The sequence below is a fragment of the Arthrobacter sp. StoSoilB13 genome, assembly GCF_019977255.1.
GTDB lineage: Bacteria > Actinomycetota > Actinomycetes > Actinomycetales > Micrococcaceae > Arthrobacter.
Genome location: NZ_AP024649.1, coordinates 532,801 through 550,651 on the forward strand (window position 1 = coordinate 532,801; position 17,851 = coordinate 550,651).

Sequence of the window (17,851 nt, forward strand, 5' to 3'; positions counted from 1 at the left end):
ATGTCTCCCGGGGCAACACCGAGCAGGCCACCCGTCATGGGGGATGTAGCCAAGTTGGCCGGGGTCTCGCACCAGACTGTTTCCCGCGTCCTGAACAACCACCCCAATGTCAGCAGCAAAACCAAGGAACGCGTGGAATCGGCTATCGCGAGCCTTGGCTACAGGCGCAACACGGCCGCACGCAGCTTGGTGACGCGGCGGTCCCGGACCATAGGCGTGCTTGCCTGCGAAACCGGCCAGTACGGACCTGCCAATACTTTGCTGGGAGTTGAACAGGCGGGCCGGGAAGCGGGCTACTTCGTCAGTATCGCCAACCTCCGCGAAGTAACAGGCGACAGCATCAACGACGCCATCGCCCATTTCCGCAACGAGTCAGTGGAGGGCGTGGTCATCCTCGTACCCCATCCGGATGTCCTGGCCGCCCTCCGTGACGTCATCGTCCCGTTTCCCATGGTGGCCGTGGGCGCCGGAACTGGGAACGAACTGATGGGTGCTTCACTGAACCAGCGTTTGGGAGCGCGGTTGGCGGTGGAACATCTCATCGGGCTCGGACACCGCCACATCGGACACATTTCCGGTCCGACGCACTGGATTGACGCGGCTGAGCGCATCAAGGGATGGCAGGAGGCACTCGGCAATGCGGGCTTGGAGGCGCACGTTCTTCTCCAAGGGGGATGGGATGCCGCCTCGGGATATGAAGCAGGCCTGGCGCTCATCGAACAGCGCAAGCTCGAGGATCAGCCAACTGTCACTGCTGTCTTTATTGCGAACGACCAAATGGCTGTGGGAGTCCTTCGCGCCCTCCAGGAAGCCGGGTTGCGGGTCCCTGAAGACATCAGTGTGGTGGGTTATGACGATCAACCTGAAGCTGCGTTCTTCCTGCCTCCGCTGACTACCATCAAGCAGGACTTTGAAGAACTCGGCCGCCGTTGCATGTCCGCGCTACTCCAGCAGTTGGAAAGTGAAGCAGGCAACGAGGACCAGGTCGTGAATCCCCGCCTGGTGATCCGCTCGACTACGGCGCCGCCAACTCCACCCGCTGCGTTGTAGCTAGATCCATGCCGGCGCGGCCGGCATTTCCTGCGTTGGGGCGCCAGGTCCGGCGGCTGTGATGCCGCTGTTGCCGCGGCCTGCGGCCCATTCGACGACGGCGGGAAGGGGGCCGGTGATGATCGTCGGCTCTCCAGCGGTGGTGTCGCCGAACGTAAGGCTCGTGCCGTTCCCGGCAGTGTCGTTGACCTTGATGAGAAGTCCGGTGTCGGTGCCGCGGATTTTCCAGGCGCTGGTGATGTCTTTGAGCAGACGTTCAAGGACCGACGTAGGGATGTCGTTGAAGGTGGCGCCGCTGTCCAGGTCCACGGCGTGAACCCACACTTCGCGGGTGCGCATCCACACTGTTTCGGATGCTGGCACGGTGCGGCCTTGGGCGGTGCGGACTTCGTGGGCCCAGTTCGCGTCCGGGAGGTCGCGCCATTCGACGGACAAGTGCACTGCGGAGTGGTCGAAGAGGTTCCGCAACGCAATCGGGGAAAGCGTGGCGCCGAAGTTTATTTCCTGGTTGCGGGCCTCGGGCGAGGCATACATCGGTGTCTCCACACTGCTGGCGGCCCATTCCACGAGCCGGGCGATCGCACGGGCGTTGTAGCCCACATGTGCTACAACGTGGCGGCGGGACCAGCCGGCCAGCAGCGACGCGCCGTCGAGCTCTGAGTCGGCAAGTTCATTGAGCTTCCGGGCAAAGAAGGCGGTTCCCCGCCGCGCCTGCAGGAGTTCTTCCTGCAGGCGCGGATCGGTGGCGAGATCGTGGCGGGCGACCATCAGGCTTCCTTGACCACGCGGTTGCTTAGCTGGCCCAGGCCCTCGATGGTGGTGACCAGCAGCTGGCCTTCCTGCAGGTACCGCTTGGGGTCCTGGGCGTGCCCGACGCCGCCGGGGGTCCCGGTGGCGATCACGTCGCCCGGGTTCAGCGTGATGATCGTGGAGATGTAGGAAACCAGGAATTCGGGGGTGAACACGAGGTCGCCGGTGGGAGTGCTTTGCTGGATCTCGCCGTCCACGGCGGAAGTCATGAGCGGGCCGGCGGTGAATTCGTCCTTGGTGACGAGGGCAGGGCCTAACGGAGTGGAGTCCTCCCACGTCTTGCCCTGGAGCCACTGGATGGTGCGGAACTGGTAATCGCGCATGCTGATGTCGTTCAGGACCGCGTACCCCGCGATGTGGTCAGCTGCGTCCGCCTCTGTGATGCGCCGGCCCTTCTTGCCGATGATCACCGCGAGCTCGGCTTCCCAGTCCACGGTGTCCGATTCCTGCGGCAACGCCAGGTCATCGTTCGGGCCGATCAAGGATTCCTGGTACTTCGCGAACAGGGTGGGGTACTCGGGGATCTCCCGGCCCATTTCCTTGATGTGGTTGCGGTAGTTGTGGCCCACGCAGATGATCTTCCCTGGTGCAGGCACGACGGCGGCGAGGTCGGCGCCGTCGAGCGCGTGCGTTGCGCCGTTGGCCGCCTTCGCAATGGTTTCCCATGCGGGGTCGGCCAGCAACGCGCCGACGTCGGCGAAGCCGGGAATCTCGGTGAGGGTGTCGCCGTCCTGGCGGACAGCTTTGGTGCCTTCAGCGGTGCGGAGGGTGAGGAGTCTCATTGCTTGCGTCCTTCGGTGTAGCTGCGGTTGAAGTTCAGTCGTTCGAAGATGGGGGTGTCGCTGAAACGGAAAAGATCAAACGAAGTTTGTGAAACAGCGTCGGCCTGCAGCGACCACTCCTGCCAGGACGGGACCACGAACAGGTCACCCTTGGCCAGGTGTTTGGTCTCGCCATTCAGGACAACGGTGCCGGTGCCTTCGAAGACCTGCCACACACTGGAACCAACCTCACGAAGCGGCTCGGTGGTGGCGCCGGCGCGGAGGCGGTGGAATTCGGCGCGGATGGTGGGCATGACATCCCCGCCGGTGGTGGGGTTTGAGTACCGGATGGCGGCGTGGCCCTGGGAGACGGTGGCCGGGTGGCCCTCGTCCTCCAACAACAACTGCTCACGGAGGGCTGCGTCGGTGTGTTCCCAGCGGTATGCGGCGATGGGGGAGTTGGTGGTGTCCTCCAGGCCGGAGAGCGGACGGAGGCCAGGGTGGGCCCAGAGGCGTTCAGAGCGCGAGATGTCCGGCGTGGCTTCGTCCGTGACGCGTTCGGTGCCGAACTCGAAGAACCCGGCGTCCGCGTAATGGACGAAGGGGATGTCCAGCCCGTCGATCCATGCCATCGGCTGGTCGGTGTCGTTGTGGTGGCCGTGGAAGTTCCAGCCCGGGGTCAGCAGGAAGTCGCCGCGGCGCATCGCCACAGGATCGCCATTTACGACCGTCCAGACGCCTTCGCCTTCGACGACGAACCGGAAGGCGTTCTGGGAGTGCCGGTGCTCGGGGGCCACCTCGTGCGGGCCGAGGTACTGGATCGCGGCCCACAGTGTCGGCGTCGCGTACGGCGTGCCGGCCAGGCCCGGGTTGGCCAGGGCAATGGCGCGGCGTTCCCCGCCGCGGCCAACGGGCACCAGGTCCCCGGCACGCGCAGCGAGGGGGTACAGATCGTTCCAACGCCACACATGCGGGACGGCCTTCGGGTTTGGGACCATCGGCATCAGGTCACCGATCTCCGTCCACAACGGGATCAGGTTCTCCGACTCGAAGTCCTTGTACAGCTGCTCCAGCTGCGCCTGTTCCTCGGGGGTCGGCTCCGGCAGGGCGTGGCTGGCGGCCACAGATTCATGAGTCGTGTTCTCGGCGCTGATGGACACGTAGGCCTCCTCGATAGGGTCGAACAGTTTTGGCGTAGTTCGACCCTACGGATTACCGCCAGTGATCCCGAGGATATTCTGTTCTGCAGAATTCGTTATCCGGGTTCTGCCGGGTTGGCTGCGATGTCGATCTCCAGCTGTCGGCAGCTTTCCCGCAGGGCGGCGACCAAACCGGCGTCGAACACTTTGCGGAACCGGGTGGCAGGCGTGGCGACGGTTAATGCCCCGACTACCTGCCCGTGCCCGTTGTGGAGTGCCATGCCGAGGGCGCTGACTCCTTCCTCCGTGCCCTCGAAGTTGGCCGCGAAACCGTTGTTCCGGATGCTGTCCAGTTCGCGGATAAAGGCGGCATACTCTGCGTCCGGGATGGTGTCGCCGCCTATTTCGGCATTCTGGCTGCGGAAGAGTTGTTCGATCATCGGGGGTTCCAGTTCGGCGAGCATCGCTTTCCCGCCGGAGGTCTTGTCCGCCGGCATGACCGTCCCCTGACGGTCTCCGATGCGCAGGACGTTGCTCCCCTCCACTGTTGCGAGGAAGCGGACCTTGGTGCCCACACGGACCATCAGGTTGACCGTCTCATCGAGCCGTGCGGACAGGAGTTCCATATGGGGCAGCGCCAAATCCCTCAGCAGCCTGGTCCAGCTGAGGCCGGCGGGGCCGACACCCATGGCCGGTCCCGGGACATAGCGCCGGTTCTCGTCCTGCACCGCGAAGCCCCGGTAAACGAGCATTGCAAGGAGCCGGTGGGCAGTTGAGGGAGCCACCCCGAGCTCTGCTGCTGCGTCCTTGAGGCGGAGCGCGCCGCCGTCGCGTAGGAGTTGGAGGAGTTGCAAGGCGTTGTCTACCGCCTCAATGGAATACGTGGGCCGCTTCTGCACGGGCTTCCGGCTGGACTGGGTGGCGGGCTTGTTCTGCACAACAGAATTCTATGGTGCTGCGGTTGCTGTTCACCTGACAGTGGTGGGATGAATCACACACTTCCCGCTGCAGCGTCGCAACGGCCTACTGCCGACCTTGGCCGCATGGCCCCGCGCTTCTCCAAAGGCCCGGCACTCGCCGTGCTGGTCTGCTGGCTGCTGGTGGTCTTCGACGGCTACGACCTCATCGTCTACGGCACCGTGCAGTCCTCCCTGATTTCCGAAACCGGCTGGGGCCTCACCAAGGCAACAGCAGGGACCATCGGTTCCATGGCGTTCCTCGGCATGATGATCGGCGCCATCTTCGCGGGCCGCATGGCCGATTCGTGGGGCAGGCGCAAGACCATCCTCGGCTGCGCGATCGCCTTCTCGGTGTTCACCGTCCTCTGCGCCTTGGCACCCAACGCGGCCGTCTTCGGATCGTTGCGACTCCTCGCCGGCATCGGTCTCGGCGGGCTGGTCCCGTCCGCCAACGCGTTGGTGGCTGAACTGGTCCCGGCAAAGTGGCGGTCCACCATTGCCACACTGATGATGTCCGGCGTCCCGATCGGTGGATCCATCGCCGCGTTGGTGGGCATTCCCATGATTCCTGCCTTCGGGTGGCAGTCCATGTTCCTAGTGGCTGTGGTGGCCTTGGTGATCGTGGTGCCGCTCGGGCTGAGATACCTTCCGGAGACGCTCGTATCCACAGGATCCGGCGGCAAGGACTTTCAAGAGCCCGCCGGCTTCGGCTCCCTGCTCCGCGCACCATATCTGGGTGTCAGCATGCTCTTCGCCTTGGCTACCATCGCTACGTTGTTCGCCTGGTACGGGTTGGGTACATGGTTGCCCAACCTCATGCAGTTGGCTGGCTACAACCTGGGGTCGGCGCTGACCTTCGCCCTCGCGCTGAACCTCGGCGCAGTCGCCGGCTCGGTCATCACCGCTTGGGCGGGCACACGCTTCGGTCCAATTCCGACGGCGATAGCGGCAGCCGCAGTAGCCGCCGTCGGGCTTTCGGTACTGTTGGCCGGCCCGCCGGTCACGGTGGTGTACCTCGCTTTGGTGCTTGCCGGCGTCGGAACCCATGGCACGCAGTGCCTCATTATCGCTGCGGTGGCGAGCCACTATCCGGACCACTTGCGGGGGACAGCACTTGGCTGGGCGCTCGGCACCGGGCGCATTGGCGCAGTCGTTGCGCCGCAGGTGGGTGGCCTCCTGCTTGCCGCCGGTCTCGGCGTCAACTCCAACTTCCTCGCGTTCGCCGGTGCCGCCGCCATTGCAGCGGTCCTGTTGGCCGCCGTCAGATTCACCATCAAAACCAAAATCTCCCAAGGAGCAAGCAATGTCTGAATACACCACGTCCACCGATGTCCTGGTTGTGGGAGGGGGTATGGCCGGGCTGGCCGGAGCACTGGCCCTGCGTGAAAACGGTGCCAACGTCACGCTCGTGGAACGGGCGCCGGAGTTCGGTGAGGTAGGCGCGGGCTTGCAGATGGCCCCCAATGCCTCCCGCGTCCTGAAACGCTGGGGTTTGCTGGAGAAGGCGCTGGAGATCGGAGTCCAGCCCAAGCACCTGGTGTTCCGCGACGCAGTCACGGGCGAGGAACTAACGCGCCAGAGCCTGAGGGGCGGGTTTGAGGAGCGCTACGGCGCCCCATACGTGGTGATCCACCGAAGCGACCTTCACCGCGTGCTCCTCGAAGGATGTGAAGCGGCGGGCGTGAAGCTGGTCAACGATGTCATGGTGGACAGCGTTGAAACCGTAAACGGACGCGGTGTTGTCCACACCGCGGCTGGTGTGGACTATGAAGCAGACGTGGTGATCGGGGCCGATGGTCTCAAGTCGACGCTGCGGCCGCTCGTAGCAGCAGACCAGCCCGTTTCCTCCGCCTACGTTGCCTACCGCGGCACGGTGCCCATCGCCGCGGAAACCCCCGCCACGGACCTGGAGGATGTGGTTGTCTACCTCGGTCCGGACTGCCACCTGGTGCAGTACCCCCTGCGCAAGGGCGAACTGCTCAATACCGTGGCCGTCTTCAAATCGCCGTCGTTTGAGCGCGGTGAAGAACAGTACGGGGGAGTGGACGAACTCCAGGCCGCCTACAAGGACTGCGTCCCCGCCGTGCAAGCAGCGCTCGCCAACCTCGGCACGGGCATCCGCTGGCCCATGTACGATCGCGAACCGATAGAAAACTGGGTTGCCGGACGCATGGTCCTGATGGGCGACGCAGCGCACCCCATGCTCCAGTACCTCGCCCAGGGCGCCTGCCAAGCCCTCGAAGATGCGGCGGTGCTGCAGGACGTCAGCAACGGTACGGTCTTCACCGCCGACGGCGTCAACCCGGATGCGTGGGACGAGGCCATTCGCTCCTTCAACTCGGTCCGGGCCGCCCGAACCGCCCGGGTCCAGCGCACGGCACGGATCTGGGGAGAATCCTGGCACGTGTCCGGAGTGGCCCGGGTACTGCGGAACCTGCTGTTCAAGAGCCGCAAGGACAACGACTTCCAGTACAACGACTGGCTGTACGCAGGCAACGTCGACGGTAGCCCCGCTTTGGTCCCGGCGCCTTCCAGCCAGACGGAGCGGATTCCCGCCTGAAATGCCGGATTCCCGCCTGAAATGCCGGGCCCGGTGCCTTACGTAGAATAGAAGCCATGACTTCCACCAGTACCCCCGCTGCAGACACTGCAACTGCCCGTGCCCGCCTTCTTGAACTCATCAAAGAGTTGGCGGTGGTCCGCGGAAAGGTGATCCTCTCCAGCGGCAAGGAAGCTGACTACTACATCGACCTCCGCCGCATCACCCTGCACCACGAAGCCTCCAAGCTGGTGGGCCAGGTCATGTTGGCAATGATCGACGACGCCGGGATCCCGGTTGAGTGCGCTGGCGGACTCACCATGGGTGCCGACCCCGTGGGTACCGCTGTCATGCACGCCGCTGCCGACGCCGGCCGTGCCGTGGACGCTTTCGTTGTCCGCAAGGCCCAGAAGTCGTACGGCATGGGTCGCCAGGTGGAAGGTCCCTCGGTTGAGGGCCGCAACGTGGTTGTCCTCGAGGACACGTCCACCACCGGCGGCTCCGCACTGACCGCCGTCGAGGGCGTCCGTAAGGCCGGCGGCAATGTGGTTGCCGTCGCCGTCATCGTGGACCGTGACACCGGCGCCAAAGAGAAGATCGAAGCCGAAACCGGCGTGCCTTACCTCTTTGCCTTCGGCAAGGACGAACTGGGCCTCAACTAGGGAGTTTGTGTACGGGGGATGCCCCTAAAAGAGTATTTTAGGGGCAACAACCGTGCACGAACTACGGGGCTGTAAGGCAGTGCCCGCGAAGCCTATGCTAGCTGCGTGGACGTTCAAGTAGGTAAGCTCCAGGCTCCGCCGGAGGTGAACGAAAACCTCCCGGGGCCGGGGCCCTGCCATGCCCGGATCCGGGCCAGAGGACGCTCCCGATCCCGCTGCCTGGGCCCGGATCCTGCCCCACGTTTCCCGGATAAAGCGAACATCGCGCCGTAACTTCCTCATCACTGCAGGGGTTTCGCTGGCGTTGGCGGGAGACATGCTGTTTACCCGTCGCGTGCAGGCCGAGCGGCGGGCCACAAAGATCCTCCGCGTCCCGGATTCCTACTCGGATCTCTACTTTCCCAAGGCCAGTTGGATCCTCTTTCCCGGATACAAAACCAGCTGGGAAGAGGCACAGTGGATCCTGAACTCACTGCGACCTGCCCTTCACCAGCGTGGCCGCCTTGCCGCCGTCGGGTATTCCAACCTTGGCCTGGACGTTGATGAGATCGTCCGCGAACTCATTCTCCACGTGCGCGAGCTGGGGCTGGAGAAGCTGTATTTCTATGGCCACAGCTTCGGTGGGATGCTCGCCACGCAAGTTGCCGCCCGTCTGCTGGAGCTGCATGGTGTCCAGACCCAGCTGATCGTCCTGGATTCCAGTCCCTTCAGCCGCGCTGATGTGCTGGACCAGAGCTGGTTCGACGGCGTGGTGTTCCTTTATGAGAACGGGTTCCGCATCCCTTCAGTCCTGCGCGGCGGCTATGAACTGGGGGAGCGGGTGGCGCACAAGGACGAACGCACCTGGCGGCAGATCCTGGACCAAAGCCTGGAGCAGCTTTCGCCGATCGCCCCGTCCAGCGTGCTGATCCAGACGGAGTCCGCGTATATCTACCACTTCGATGGCTTGCGTTTAGCCGGCAAAATCGGCCCGGCCAAAATGGCATTCCTCGGCAACGCCAAGGACAACACGGTCAATTACGAGTCCGCGCGGGCGGGGTGGAGCAAGGTCTTCGCGGCGAACATGAAGCTCCCGGTGCTCAGCACGGAGGGTGCCCGGCCAGCGCACGCCAGCCCTCAATGGAGCGCCGACGTTTACCGGCCCCTGCTGGAGCGTGTCCAGAATGAGCTGGAGCCGCTGCCACCCGCACCTGACGAGCCGTCGTACCAGGAGCCAAATGGACGGGTTATCCGGCCGGCCTAGGTTATTGCCGGGGATTTTCCTGCTGGGCTGCGCCTCTCATTCAACCCGGCTCTCATTCAACCCGGCTCTCATTCAACCCCGCAGCGCTTCAACCTCGACGGCGGTGAGGCCCCGCCTCGCGCAGGAAGCCGCGGGCGTCCCCGAACTCCCGTGCGAAGCCGACCAGGAAATGCCGGATTGCCGCCTCCGGGCTCTGCAGGATCATGAGGTCAGGGCTGAAATATTGTGCGGGTGTGGAGGGGACGTGGAGCCGCCACGTCTCGGCCATGACCTGCAGCAGGTTGGGAAGGTTGCGCGTGGTGGCCGTGTAATCCTTCACCACAGCCTCGTCCGATTCGCCCGCGGCCATGAGCGCGATCGCCGACACCACCCCGGTCCGGTCCTTGCCCAGCGAACAATGAACCAGCGTGCGCTTGCCTTCCGCGACAGGACGCAGGGCATCGGCAACCCACTCCGGCCGGACGCGGATCCAGCCCAGATACATATTCCCCAGATCCTCGGGAGTCTCCACTGCCTGCAGAGACCCGGCCACGGCGTTCGGGTCCAGCGGATTATGGATGAGCTCGACTCTCAGGACAGTTTCCTTGCGGCGACCGTCGTCAGTCCACCCGCCACCGCCGTCGGGCTTGGTCGCGTTCGAAGGAGAGGACCCGTTCGGAACCAACCACGGAACCAAGGAACGCTCAAGCTCGCTGCGCAGGTCCATGATGGCCTGGATGCCGTGCTCCGCCAGGAACCCCGATGTCGCGGCAGCATCCAGGCCAAACGGCTGGCTCCCCCTCAGTATCCGGCCACCGGCCAGAGGACGGAGGTTGAGCACAGCCATGACGGGACTCCTTTGGCTTTAGATCTGGCTCTTGAGGTCGGCCACGGAGCTCAGGATCTGGTTGGGCCGGAACGGGAAGGACACGATTTCTTCGCGTTGGGTGATGCCACTGAGCACCAGGACGGTGTGAAGCCCGGCTTCCATTCCTGCCACGATATCGGTGTCCATGCGGTCGCCGATCATGGCCGTGGTCTCCGAATGGGCGTCGATCTGGTTCATGGCCGAACGGAACATCATGGGGTTCGGCTTGCCTACGATGTACGGTTCGCGGCCCGTTGCCTTGGTGATCATTGCAGCGATTGCGCCCGTTGCCGGCATGGGGCCGTCCTTGGAAGGGCCGGTGGCATCGGGATTGGTTGCGATGAAACGGGCGCCGGCCAGGATGTGGCGGACAGCCATGGTGATCGCTTCGAAGGAGTAGGTGCGGGTTTCGCCGAGCACCACGAAGTCAGGTTCGGTATCCGTGAGGATGAACCCGGCTTCGTGCAGGGCGGTAGTGAGGCCTGCCTCGCCGATGGTGTAGGCGCGGTTGCCGGAATCAGACGACTGGACCTGGTCCTTGAGGAACTGGGCCGTGGCCAGCGCCGACGTCCAGATGTTCTCCTCCGGAACTTCCAGCCCGGAGGCGCGGAGGCGGGCTGCGAGGTCGCGCGGGGTGAAGATCGAATTGTTGGTCAGGACAAGGAAGCGCTTGGACGTATCCACCCAGCGCTGGATGAGCTCGGCTGCACCGGGAATTGCCTGGTTTTCGTGAACCAGCACGCCGTCCATGTCCGTGAGCCAGCATTCGATTTCGTGGCCGTTCCGGTACACCGATGCGGACGTGTGGGGCGTGGATTCTTCTGCCATATTTGCCTCCGGCTGGGGTTGGTCATGCACTGCCTCCCAGTCTTTCATTATTCGAGCAGCTAAACATCCCAGGCATTCCTCTATGTGGGTAGTTCTACCCATGTGGAAAACCGCCGTGACTCGCCTGCTACTCGACGGACTGAACTACGCTTGTTCCGGTACAGGCGTGCCACCACCGTGGGTCGGGGGATCGACATGGTGGATTTTTTGTGTCGCCGCACGTCAGCAGGTCCCCAGCATTGGATCGACAACCGGATATCCCCGGATACGCCGGTACTCAACACGTTTGAAAGGGCCTGTCATGAGCAACAACAATGGAGTGCCGCAGCCTCCGTACAATCCCGACGGCGTGCCGCAGCCACGCTACGAAACCGGCCAGGAGCAGTATCGGCAGTATCAGCCGGGCCAGACCCAGCCGATGTATCGGCCGGAAGCACAGGAGCAGCAGCCGCCTTTGACCCAGTCCGCGGCGCCTGGGCAGGACGGTCAGACCCAGGCTCTCCCCGCGCAGCAATTCCCAACCCAGCAGGGCCACCCTGACGGCGAGTTCGCCGAGACGGTGCACCGCTACCCACAGGCGCAGCAGGGTCAGCCCGGTTTCCCGCCGCCGGGCAGCGGCTACCCTGGTCAGCCCGGCTACCCGGACCAGCAAGCCAGCGGCCAGCCCGGCTACCCTGGTCAGCCCGGCGGACCCAGCCAGGGCCCGGGCGACCACAACAAGAAGGCGCTGTTCCTGATCCTCGGCGGGATCGCCGTCGTCGTGATCATTGCGCTGGTGGTCGTGTTCGCATGGTTGATTCCTTCGGTGACCAAACCTGTGGCCGTGGAGACGCCCGTGCCTTCCACCAGCGCCTCGGACGGAGCGTCCGACGCAGCGGCCGAGCCGTCCAACGAGCCTTCTGCCGACGCAACTGCCTCCTCGGAGATTCCGGAGGGTGCCATCCCGCTGCCCAGCGTGTGGGAAGAATTCGCCGGCCCAACCAATGTCCCCGCCGACGGCGACCCGCTGTTCAGCAAGTGGGTCACGGGCGAATCGTCCTTCCAGTACCTGGCCGAGTGGACCCACGACGAATCCTTCGGGATCACCAAGGACCCCACCACCGGGGAGGAGATCCAGAAGAAGGCCCAAGGCACGGTGGAGGCGGACGGCGACGGCATTGCCCTCGCTTACGCGTTCTTCGCCGAGTCCGACGAAGGCAAGTTCGGCAAGGATCCGAAAGAGATCAAGGCTGCGATCGAAGATATTGAGGCCCGCTACAAGGGCATGACGGCCACGGAGCTGCCCCAGAACCTGGTGGGCCACAAGTGCACCTCGGATTTCAAGACCTCGATGCCCGAGATCCGCGAATTCCGTCGTGGCGCCGCCGTGGTCATAGGCTTCACCTGCACCAATGCGCGTGGGGAAGAAATCCAGGCAGTCAACCTGTTCTCGGTAACACCGTGGGGAACTCCGCAGATGCTGGGCGTTAGCGGGCACAAGACCTACTGGGATGCCCACCCTGGTCTGATGGAGCAGCTGGCCAACTCGTACCGCATCAACAAGTGGAAGATGGTCTAGGCGCCCGGGCCAAAGAGGCGCCCCCGGCAAAGGAGGCGTCCTGGCAAAGAGGCGCCGACCGGGCAGGGCTAAAGTTGAGGGGTGACTGACCTTCCCCCCAACACGGCCCTGCCCACTTCCGAGGTTCCTACAGCGGATGGCGAGGCTGAAGCGAAACCGGAGGTCGGCGTCGGGCCCTGGGAAGGCGAGTGGCCGGTAGGCGAGCACTGGGATCCGGACCTGTTGAGGGATGGTGACCGCCGCAACGTGGTGGATCAATACAGGTACTGGAAGCACGAGGCGATCGTCGCGGACCTGGATTCCAAGCGGCACGAGTTCCACATCGCGATCGAGAACTGGCAGCACGACCTCAACATCGGAACAGTTGTGCGCACAGCCAACGCGTTCCTCGCCAAAGAGGTCCACATCATTGGTCGACGCCGGTGGAACCGTCGCGGGGCCATGGTCACCGACCGCTACCAGCACGTTCGCCACCACCCCACTGTCGAGGACTTTGTCCAGTGGGCGCAGGGGGAGGGGCTTGCCGTGATCGGCATCGATATCTTCCCGGATTCCGTGCCTCTGGAGACCTACGACCTCCCGGAGAAGTGCGTCCTTGTGTTTGGGCAGGAAGGCCCGGGCCTCACGCCCGAGGTCCATGAGGCCGCTGTTGCTACGTTGTCCATTGAGCAGTTCGGCTCCACGCGTTCCATGAATGCTGCATCGGCTGCGGCGATCGCGATGCACGCGTGGGTTCGCCGGCACGTGTTCCAGCAGCCGGTCTCGTAGCCTCCCGCCGAGATGGCATTTGATGACAATCCAAGCGCCGCGGATTGTCATCAAATGCCATCTCGCGGAGCGCGTGGGTAGCCAGCCTGTGGATAACCTCCCGGAGGCCGCTCAGGGGAGCCAAAATGGGGCATGCGCAGGGCGACACTTCCGGAACATCTGACCACGGGTTCCTTCTCTGTGCGTGCATCGGACAAAGCCGGCGTTACGCGGTCCCGGACACGTGCGAAGGACTTGTTGGTGGTTTCCCGGGGAGTCCGCATGCCGGCCGGGTCCGAGGCTTCCGGGTCATTCGCCTTGAGGGCTTACACGGACCTGGACGATTCCTCCATCCTGGTTTCCTTGTCCGCCGCCCGGATCTGGGGTGTCCCCCTGCCAGGCAACCGCAGCGGGGATTGGCGCATTCATCTGGCCCGGCGTAGGGGGTTCAGTTTTCCGCGGCGGGTCAACGTGGCCGGACACCTCCTCACGCTTCTTCCGGAAGAAGTGGTCGAGTACGACGGCGTCAGGCTCACCTCGCCGGCGCGGACGTGGTTGGACTTGGCCGCGCTGCTGCCCTTGGAGGACCTGGTTGTGGCCGGTGACCACCTTGTGTGTTCGCATGGCCCCGATTTCCCGGTGCCCAAGGAAGCCCTGTGCAGCATCGAGGATCTGACGGAGATCGTCCGCCGCCATCCAGGCATGCGTGGCGTACGGACGGCCCGCGCAGCACTGGAACTCATCCGGGTGGGGGCGGATTCTGCCCCGGAGACGCTGATGCGCCTGCTCTTGGTCAATGCGAACCTGCCGGAACCCACACTCAACCACGTTGTCCGCGATGCCCTTGGCCGGCCAGTGCTGTGGCCGGATGCCGCCTACCGCGAGTTCAAGGTCTCCCTTCAATACGACGGCCAACATCATGGCAGCGCGGACCAGCACCTTAGGGACATCGAGCGCCAGGAAAGGTCCCTCGCGCATGGCTGGCTGGAGGTCCGGATCTCCAAGCACGACCTCCAAGGCGACAGACCCGCCGTCGTGCACAAGGTACGCCGTGCATTGGAGAGCCGTGGCTGGCGCGCGAGATGACACTTAATGCCAATGTCAGCGCGCAGGATTGTCATTAAATGCCAACTCGGCGGAAGTGTTAAGAGCCCCAGTGACCCGAAACACGGCGTCCCGGCGGATATCGCTAGGATGGGAGCTAGCCGTAAGCGGTCTACTCCAGGGTTACCAACCCACAGACGAATTCAGCATAGGAGTCACCATGCCCATTGCAACCCCAGAGATTTACTCCGAGATGATCGACCGCGCAAAGGCTGGCGGATTCGCGTTCCCCGCGGTCAACGTGACGTCGTCGCAGACTCTGAACGCTGCGATCCGCGGTTTCGCCGAGGCCGAATCCGACGGCATCGTCCAGGTTTCCACCGGTGGCGCAGCCTACTGGTCCGGCGCTTCGGTCAAGGACATGGTTGCCGGTTCCCTCGGTTTCGCCGCGTTCGCCCGCGAAGTTGCCAAGAACTACAACGTCAACATCGCCCTGCACACGGACCACTGCCCGCAGGACAAGCTCGCAGACTTCGTTCTTCCGCTGCTCTCGGCTTCCGAGGAAGCCGTCAAGGCCGGCAAGGACCCCATCTTCAACTCGCACATGTGGGACGGCTCGCACGAGACCCTCTCCGAGAACCTGCGCATCGGCCGCGAACTGCTTGAGCGCGCAGCTGCCGCGAAGATCATCCTCGAGGTCGAAATCGGCACCGTCGGTGGCGAAGAAGACGGCGTTGAGAACGAAATCAATGAGAAGCTCTACACCACCACCGAAGACGCTCTCGCTACCATCGAGGCCCTGGGTGCCGGCGAAAACGGCCGTTACCTGACCGCCCTGACCTTCGGCAACGTGCACGGCGTGTACAAGCCGGGCAACGTCAAGCTCCGCCCCGAGCTGCTCAAGCAGATCCAGTCCGAGGTTGGCGCCAAGATCGGCAAGGACAACCCGTTCGACCTCGTGTTCCACGGCGGCTCGGGCTCCACCGAGCAGGAAATTGCCGACGCCGTTTCCTACGGTGTGATCAAGATGAACATCGACACCGACACCCAGTACGCGTTCACCCGCCCGGTTGCCGGCCACATGTTCTCCAACTACGACGGCGTCCTGAAGGTCGACGGCGAAATGGGCAACAAGAAGACCTACGACCCCCGCGTCTGGGGCGCTTCCGCCGAAGCCGGCATGGCCGCGCGCATCGTTGAAGCAGCCCAGCAGCTCGGATCGGTCGGCAAGACTTTCTAATGTCCGACGAATTCCGGAAGAACCTGATGGGGCCGGAGCCCACGCTCCTGCCCGCCGAAACCGAGATTTACCAGCACCTGGCTCTCGGCAAGGAAGCGCTTGACCTCGTGGAGAAAAACCCCACGTCGTCTCTTCTGTGGGCAATCCTCGCTGAGGAAGCCTGGGCTGAGGGCCGCACCATCGACTCCTACGCTTACGCCCGCGTGGGCTATCACCGGGGACTGGACTCGCTGCGCCGCAACGGTTGGCGCGGCGTCGGACCGATCCCTTGGGAGCACGAGCCCAACCAGGGCTTCCTGCGCGCACTCTACGCACTGGGTCGTGCCGCAGCTGCAATTGGCGAGGCCGAAGAGCCGGAGCGGATCGAGAAGTTCCTGAACGACTCAGACCCGAAGGCCAAGGCAGCGATCGAGGCCAGCTAACGCCTGCGCTACTAAAGCAAACGACGACGGCGGCCCTCACCGAAAAGATGAGGGTCGCCGTCGTCGTAAACCCACCCAAGTAAGTCGCATTTGTGCGCGTTTTGAGCCTTCTAAACGCGCACAAATGCGACTTACTTGGGTGCGAAGCGCGGGCGACCCAGAGGAACCACCAGCGGCGTGTGCGGGGACCTGCGCAGCATGCTGGTCGGCTAACGCCTTCACCTTCCCAACACAAGCACCCCAACGACGACGGCGGCCCTCACCAAAAGGTGGGGGCCGCCGTCGTTAGTGCGTAGTGGGGCCTGCATTGCGTGCCTGGGCGTGTCCCAAGGGCGCAGAGCGGGCCCCGCAACGAAGGGGGAGGCTAAGCCTTGCGCGGGATGCCCGTGCGCGCCATGGCCTCGGCGTAGGCGCCATGGATGGCGTCAAGGTATTCCTGCTGGCGGGCGGGTGTGCCTGCGAAGGAGCGGCCACCAAGGGAACGGACCTTGAAGGTCTTGAAGCCGCGGCGGGCGATGCTGGCAGGGGCGGCCTTCATCAGTTGATCGGCAAGGCGGTGTGCCTCATTGCCGTGTGCCACAAGGGCTGAAGTGCGCGGCAGGATGGCAAGCAGGCGAAGGAGTGGCTTGAGGCCTTCGGTGATGTTGGCCGGCGTCAGCTTGCCCGGTTCCTCGTTGGGCTCGATCCAGGGGTACGCGTTCCACGGCATCATGAGTTCGGGGCGGAGACCCAACTGCCACTGCATGCCGAGCATCCGGGTGGTTGCTTCTTCGTCACCGGGGGTGATGAAACCCTCGCCGGTGTTGGTGCGCTGGTTGGAGAAAAGGCTGACGATGCGGCAGTCATCCATGCTGTGGGCGGGGTCGATGTAGAGGACCTCGCTGCCTGGCTTCTGTTCCTTCAGGGAATCGCACAGACCGTTGACCTCGGCGATGTGGGGTTCGTAGCGGCGGTTCCAGAGGAGTTCTTCGGGTGATTCAGTCGCCAGGTCTTGCATCAGGGGTTTGGTCTCCTAGGTGTTACTGCGCGCACCTTTCCAAGGGGCCGCGGGCATGCCGCTGCCGAACCTCAAAGGGTGCTGTTGGGGGCTAACTAACCTTACCGGACTATGAGCGCGGGAGCACCCTGTTTCGGCGCGCCCCCAAATGAGACGCGGCGTGTTGCCCGGCAGCGTGGCGAACGTCTCGACGACGGGAGGCGGATTCCGGGGCGTTGTCGAGCTTGAACATTAACCCATCTGTGCAGGTCAGGGTCGTTGACTTTGACCTGCACAGATGATGGGTTGGGGCTAATGGTTTTGGGGGACCCATTCTGGAACCTCCGACGCCAGGTACGAGTCTTCGATCGAGCATCATTCGCATCATCTACCTCGGGGGTAAACGTGGTTGCAACAACAGAAGCGTCACCAGAATCAGGGCAGCGTCCCGGCAAGGCTCCAAAGGTCCGCGCGATCCTGGCGGGTGGTTTGGTCCTCGGAATTGGTGCGGCGATCACATTGGCCGCGTGGAACGACTCCGAATTTGCCAAAGGCACGTTTACGGCGGGCGCCTTCAATCTTCAGGGCAGCACGGATGGAACGGCGTTTGGCGAGAATCCTGTGACGGGCCCGGCAACTCTTGGCTTTACGGCAAGCCCCACCAATCTCTCGCCCGGAGACGTGGTCACCGCACCATTCGCCGTCCGCTTGGATGCTGCGTCCAGCTACGACGCCACTGTCACTGTCTCAACCAAAGCATCCACCGGTTCCCTGGCTGGCCTGACATATTCGCTCACCCAATCAGATGACTTCGGCTGTACTGAACCCGTCACGGCAACTTTGGTGACGGCCGGCCAAACGTTGGGTACGACGCCGGGCAGCATCACTTTCGCGCTTGCGCAGGGAGCGGGCACGGATCCTGGGGCGCCAGTAAATCTATGCTTCACGATTACCGCCGATGCGGGCCTTGTCCAATCCCAAACCGGCACAACCACGTGGGAATTCGCCGCCCAATCGCAGTGATCC

Annotated in this window: 18 protein-coding genes; 11 read left to right on the plus strand and 7 right to left on the minus strand. The window is 63.8% G+C overall.

Annotation, left to right across the window (positions count from 1 at the left end; all coding sequences use genetic code 11):
• The first annotated feature begins 36 nt into the window (after window positions 1-36).
• A complete protein-coding gene (locus LDP01_RS21045; RefSeq protein WP_224094000.1) occupies window positions 37-1,050 on the plus strand; it encodes a LacI family DNA-binding transcriptional regulator in 1,014 nt (337 codons plus the stop codon).
• Here LDP01_RS21045 and LDP01_RS21050 read toward each other — a convergent pair whose 3' ends face one another.
• The 4 genes from LDP01_RS21050 to LDP01_RS21065 all read right to left on the minus strand — a co-directional run bounded on the left by LDP01_RS21050 (window position 1,051) and on the right by LDP01_RS21065 (window position 4,698).
• Entirely contained in the window at window positions 1,051-1,818 is a 768-nt protein-coding gene (locus tag LDP01_RS21050; RefSeq protein ID WP_224094002.1) for a maleylpyruvate isomerase family mycothiol-dependent enzyme, read from the minus strand.
• Complete coding sequence (locus LDP01_RS21055; protein WP_224094004.1) at window positions 1,818-2,642, minus strand: fumarylacetoacetate hydrolase family protein; 825 nt, start codon at window positions 2,640-2,642, stop codon at window positions 1,818-1,820. The genes LDP01_RS21050 and LDP01_RS21055 overlap by 1 nt, the downstream gene beginning before the upstream one ends.
• Window positions 2,639-3,745, minus strand: a complete 1,107-nt coding sequence (locus tag LDP01_RS21060) for a cupin domain-containing protein (protein WP_346658952.1) — start codon at window positions 3,743-3,745, stop codon at window positions 2,639-2,641. The genes LDP01_RS21055 and LDP01_RS21060 overlap by 4 nt, the downstream gene beginning before the upstream one ends.
• Window positions 3,746-3,876: 131 nt before the next feature.
• Complete coding sequence (locus tag LDP01_RS21065) at window positions 3,877-4,698, minus strand: IclR family transcriptional regulator (RefSeq protein ID WP_224094008.1); 822 nt, start codon at window positions 4,696-4,698, stop codon at window positions 3,877-3,879.
• A 48-nt stretch (window positions 4,699-4,746) separates the two neighbouring features.
• Here LDP01_RS21065 and LDP01_RS21070 point away from each other — a divergent pair, with 48 nt between their 5' ends.
• The 4 genes from LDP01_RS21070 to LDP01_RS21085 all read left to right on the plus strand — a co-directional run bounded on the left by LDP01_RS21070 (window position 4,747) and on the right by LDP01_RS21085 (window position 9,163).
• Window positions 4,747-6,030, plus strand: coding sequence for an MFS transporter (locus tag LDP01_RS21070; protein WP_224094010.1), 1,284 nt, complete (start codon window positions 4,747-4,749; stop codon window positions 6,028-6,030).
• Window positions 6,023-7,279, plus strand: coding sequence for an FAD-dependent oxidoreductase (locus tag LDP01_RS21075; RefSeq protein WP_224094013.1), 1,257 nt, complete (start codon window positions 6,023-6,025; stop codon window positions 7,277-7,279). The genes LDP01_RS21070 and LDP01_RS21075 overlap by 8 nt, the downstream gene beginning before the upstream one ends.
• A gap of 56 nt (window positions 7,280-7,335) precedes the next feature.
• Window positions 7,336-7,920: an orotate phosphoribosyltransferase gene (gene pyrE / locus LDP01_RS21080; protein WP_216922127.1), complete on the plus strand. Its 585-nt coding sequence runs from the start codon at window positions 7,336-7,338 to the stop codon at window positions 7,918-7,920.
• 178 nt (window positions 7,921-8,098) lie between these two features.
• Window positions 8,099-9,163, plus strand: coding sequence for an alpha/beta hydrolase (locus LDP01_RS21085; RefSeq protein ID WP_224094016.1), 1,065 nt, complete (start codon window positions 8,099-8,101; stop codon window positions 9,161-9,163).
• Between the two features lie 88 nt (window positions 9,164-9,251).
• On the opposite strand, the gene LDP01_RS21090 is transcribed toward LDP01_RS21085, so the two are convergent.
• Entirely contained in the window at window positions 9,252-9,989 is a 738-nt protein-coding gene (locus LDP01_RS21090; protein WP_224094018.1) for a tyrosine-protein phosphatase, read from the minus strand.
• 18 nt (window positions 9,990-10,007) lie between these two features.
• Entirely contained in the window at window positions 10,008-10,838 is an 831-nt protein-coding gene (locus LDP01_RS21095; protein ID WP_223935648.1) for an HAD-IIA family hydrolase, read from the minus strand.
• Between the two features lie 301 nt (window positions 10,839-11,139).
• Here LDP01_RS21095 and LDP01_RS21100 point away from each other — a divergent pair, with 301 nt between their 5' ends.
• The 5 genes from LDP01_RS21100 (at window position 11,140) to LDP01_RS21120 (ending at window position 15,849) form a co-directional block, all read left to right on the plus strand.
• A complete protein-coding gene (locus LDP01_RS21100; protein WP_224094020.1) occupies window positions 11,140-12,396 on the plus strand; it encodes a hypothetical protein in 1,257 nt (418 codons plus the stop codon).
• Between the two features lie 81 nt (window positions 12,397-12,477).
• A complete protein-coding gene (locus tag LDP01_RS21105) occupies window positions 12,478-13,164 on the plus strand; it encodes a TrmH family RNA methyltransferase (RefSeq protein ID WP_224094022.1) in 687 nt (228 codons plus the stop codon).
• A 132-nt stretch (window positions 13,165-13,296) separates the two neighbouring features.
• The gene (locus LDP01_RS21110) at window positions 13,297-14,229 is read left to right on the plus strand and encodes an endonuclease domain-containing protein (protein ID WP_224094024.1); all 933 of its coding nucleotides are present in this window, start codon (window positions 13,297-13,299) and stop codon (window positions 14,227-14,229) included.
• A 178-nt stretch (window positions 14,230-14,407) separates the two neighbouring features.
• Complete coding sequence (gene fbaA / locus LDP01_RS21115) at window positions 14,408-15,427, plus strand: class II fructose-bisphosphate aldolase (protein ID WP_224094026.1); 1,020 nt, start codon at window positions 14,408-14,410, stop codon at window positions 15,425-15,427.
• On the plus strand, window positions 15,427-15,849 hold the full coding sequence (locus LDP01_RS21120) for a DUF3151 domain-containing protein (protein ID WP_224094027.1): 423 nt from the start codon (window positions 15,427-15,429) through the stop codon (window positions 15,847-15,849). Before fbaA ends, LDP01_RS21120 begins: the two co-directional genes overlap by 1 nt.
• A gap of 364 nt (window positions 15,850-16,213) precedes the next feature.
• Here the strand turns inward: LDP01_RS21120 and LDP01_RS21125 are convergent, their stop codons facing one another.
• Complete coding sequence (locus tag LDP01_RS21125) at window positions 16,214-16,846, minus strand: uracil-DNA glycosylase family protein (RefSeq protein WP_224094028.1); 633 nt, start codon at window positions 16,844-16,846, stop codon at window positions 16,214-16,216.
• A gap of 384 nt (window positions 16,847-17,230) precedes the next feature.
• Between LDP01_RS21125 and LDP01_RS21130 the strand changes: the two genes are divergently transcribed.
• Window positions 17,231-17,848 (plus strand): SipW-dependent-type signal peptide-containing protein, encoded by a 618-nt coding sequence (locus LDP01_RS21130; RefSeq protein ID WP_224094029.1) that lies wholly within the window; start codon window positions 17,231-17,233, stop codon window positions 17,846-17,848.
• The last annotated feature ends 3 nt before the right edge of the window (window positions 17,849-17,851 follow it).

Bases quoted from the DNA above. Each gene is read 5' to 3' on its own strand.
- pyrE (WP_216922127.1), top strand. From the start codon at position 7,336: ATGACTTCCACCAGTACCCCCGCTGCAGACACTGCAACTGCCCGTGCC.
- LDP01_RS21125 (WP_224094028.1), bottom strand. From the start codon at position 16,846: ATGCAAGACCTGGCGACTGAATCACCCGAAGAACTCCTCTGGAACCGC.
- LDP01_RS21085 (WP_224094016.1), top strand. From the start codon at position 8,099: ATGCCCGGATCCGGGCCAGAGGACGCTCCCGATCCCGCTGCCTGGGCC.
- LDP01_RS21090 (WP_224094018.1), bottom strand. From the start codon at position 9,989: ATGGCTGTGCTCAACCTCCGTCCTCTGGCCGGTGGCCGGATACTGAGG.
- LDP01_RS21055 (WP_224094004.1), bottom strand. From the start codon at position 2,642: ATGAGACTCCTCACCCTCCGCACCGCTGAAGGCACCAAAGCTGTCCGC.
- LDP01_RS21110 (WP_224094024.1), top strand. From the start codon at position 13,297: ATGCGCAGGGCGACACTTCCGGAACATCTGACCACGGGTTCCTTCTCT.
- fbaA (WP_224094026.1), top strand. From the start codon at position 14,408: ATGCCCATTGCAACCCCAGAGATTTACTCCGAGATGATCGACCGCGCA.
- LDP01_RS21045 (WP_224094000.1), top strand. From the start codon at position 37: ATGGGGGATGTAGCCAAGTTGGCCGGGGTCTCGCACCAGACTGTTTCC.
- LDP01_RS21075 (WP_224094013.1), top strand. From the start codon at position 6,023: ATGTCTGAATACACCACGTCCACCGATGTCCTGGTTGTGGGAGGGGGT.
- LDP01_RS21050 (WP_224094002.1), bottom strand. From the start codon at position 1,818: ATGGTCGCCCGCCACGATCTCGCCACCGATCCGCGCCTGCAGGAAGAA.
- LDP01_RS21100 (WP_224094020.1), top strand. From the start codon at position 11,140: ATGAGCAACAACAATGGAGTGCCGCAGCCTCCGTACAATCCCGACGGC.
- LDP01_RS21070 (WP_224094010.1), top strand. From the start codon at position 4,747: ATGAATCACACACTTCCCGCTGCAGCGTCGCAACGGCCTACTGCCGAC.
- LDP01_RS21095 (WP_223935648.1), bottom strand. From the start codon at position 10,838: ATGGCAGAAGAATCCACGCCCCACACGTCCGCATCGGTGTACCGGAAC.
- LDP01_RS21120 (WP_224094027.1), top strand. From the start codon at position 15,427: ATGTCCGACGAATTCCGGAAGAACCTGATGGGGCCGGAGCCCACGCTC.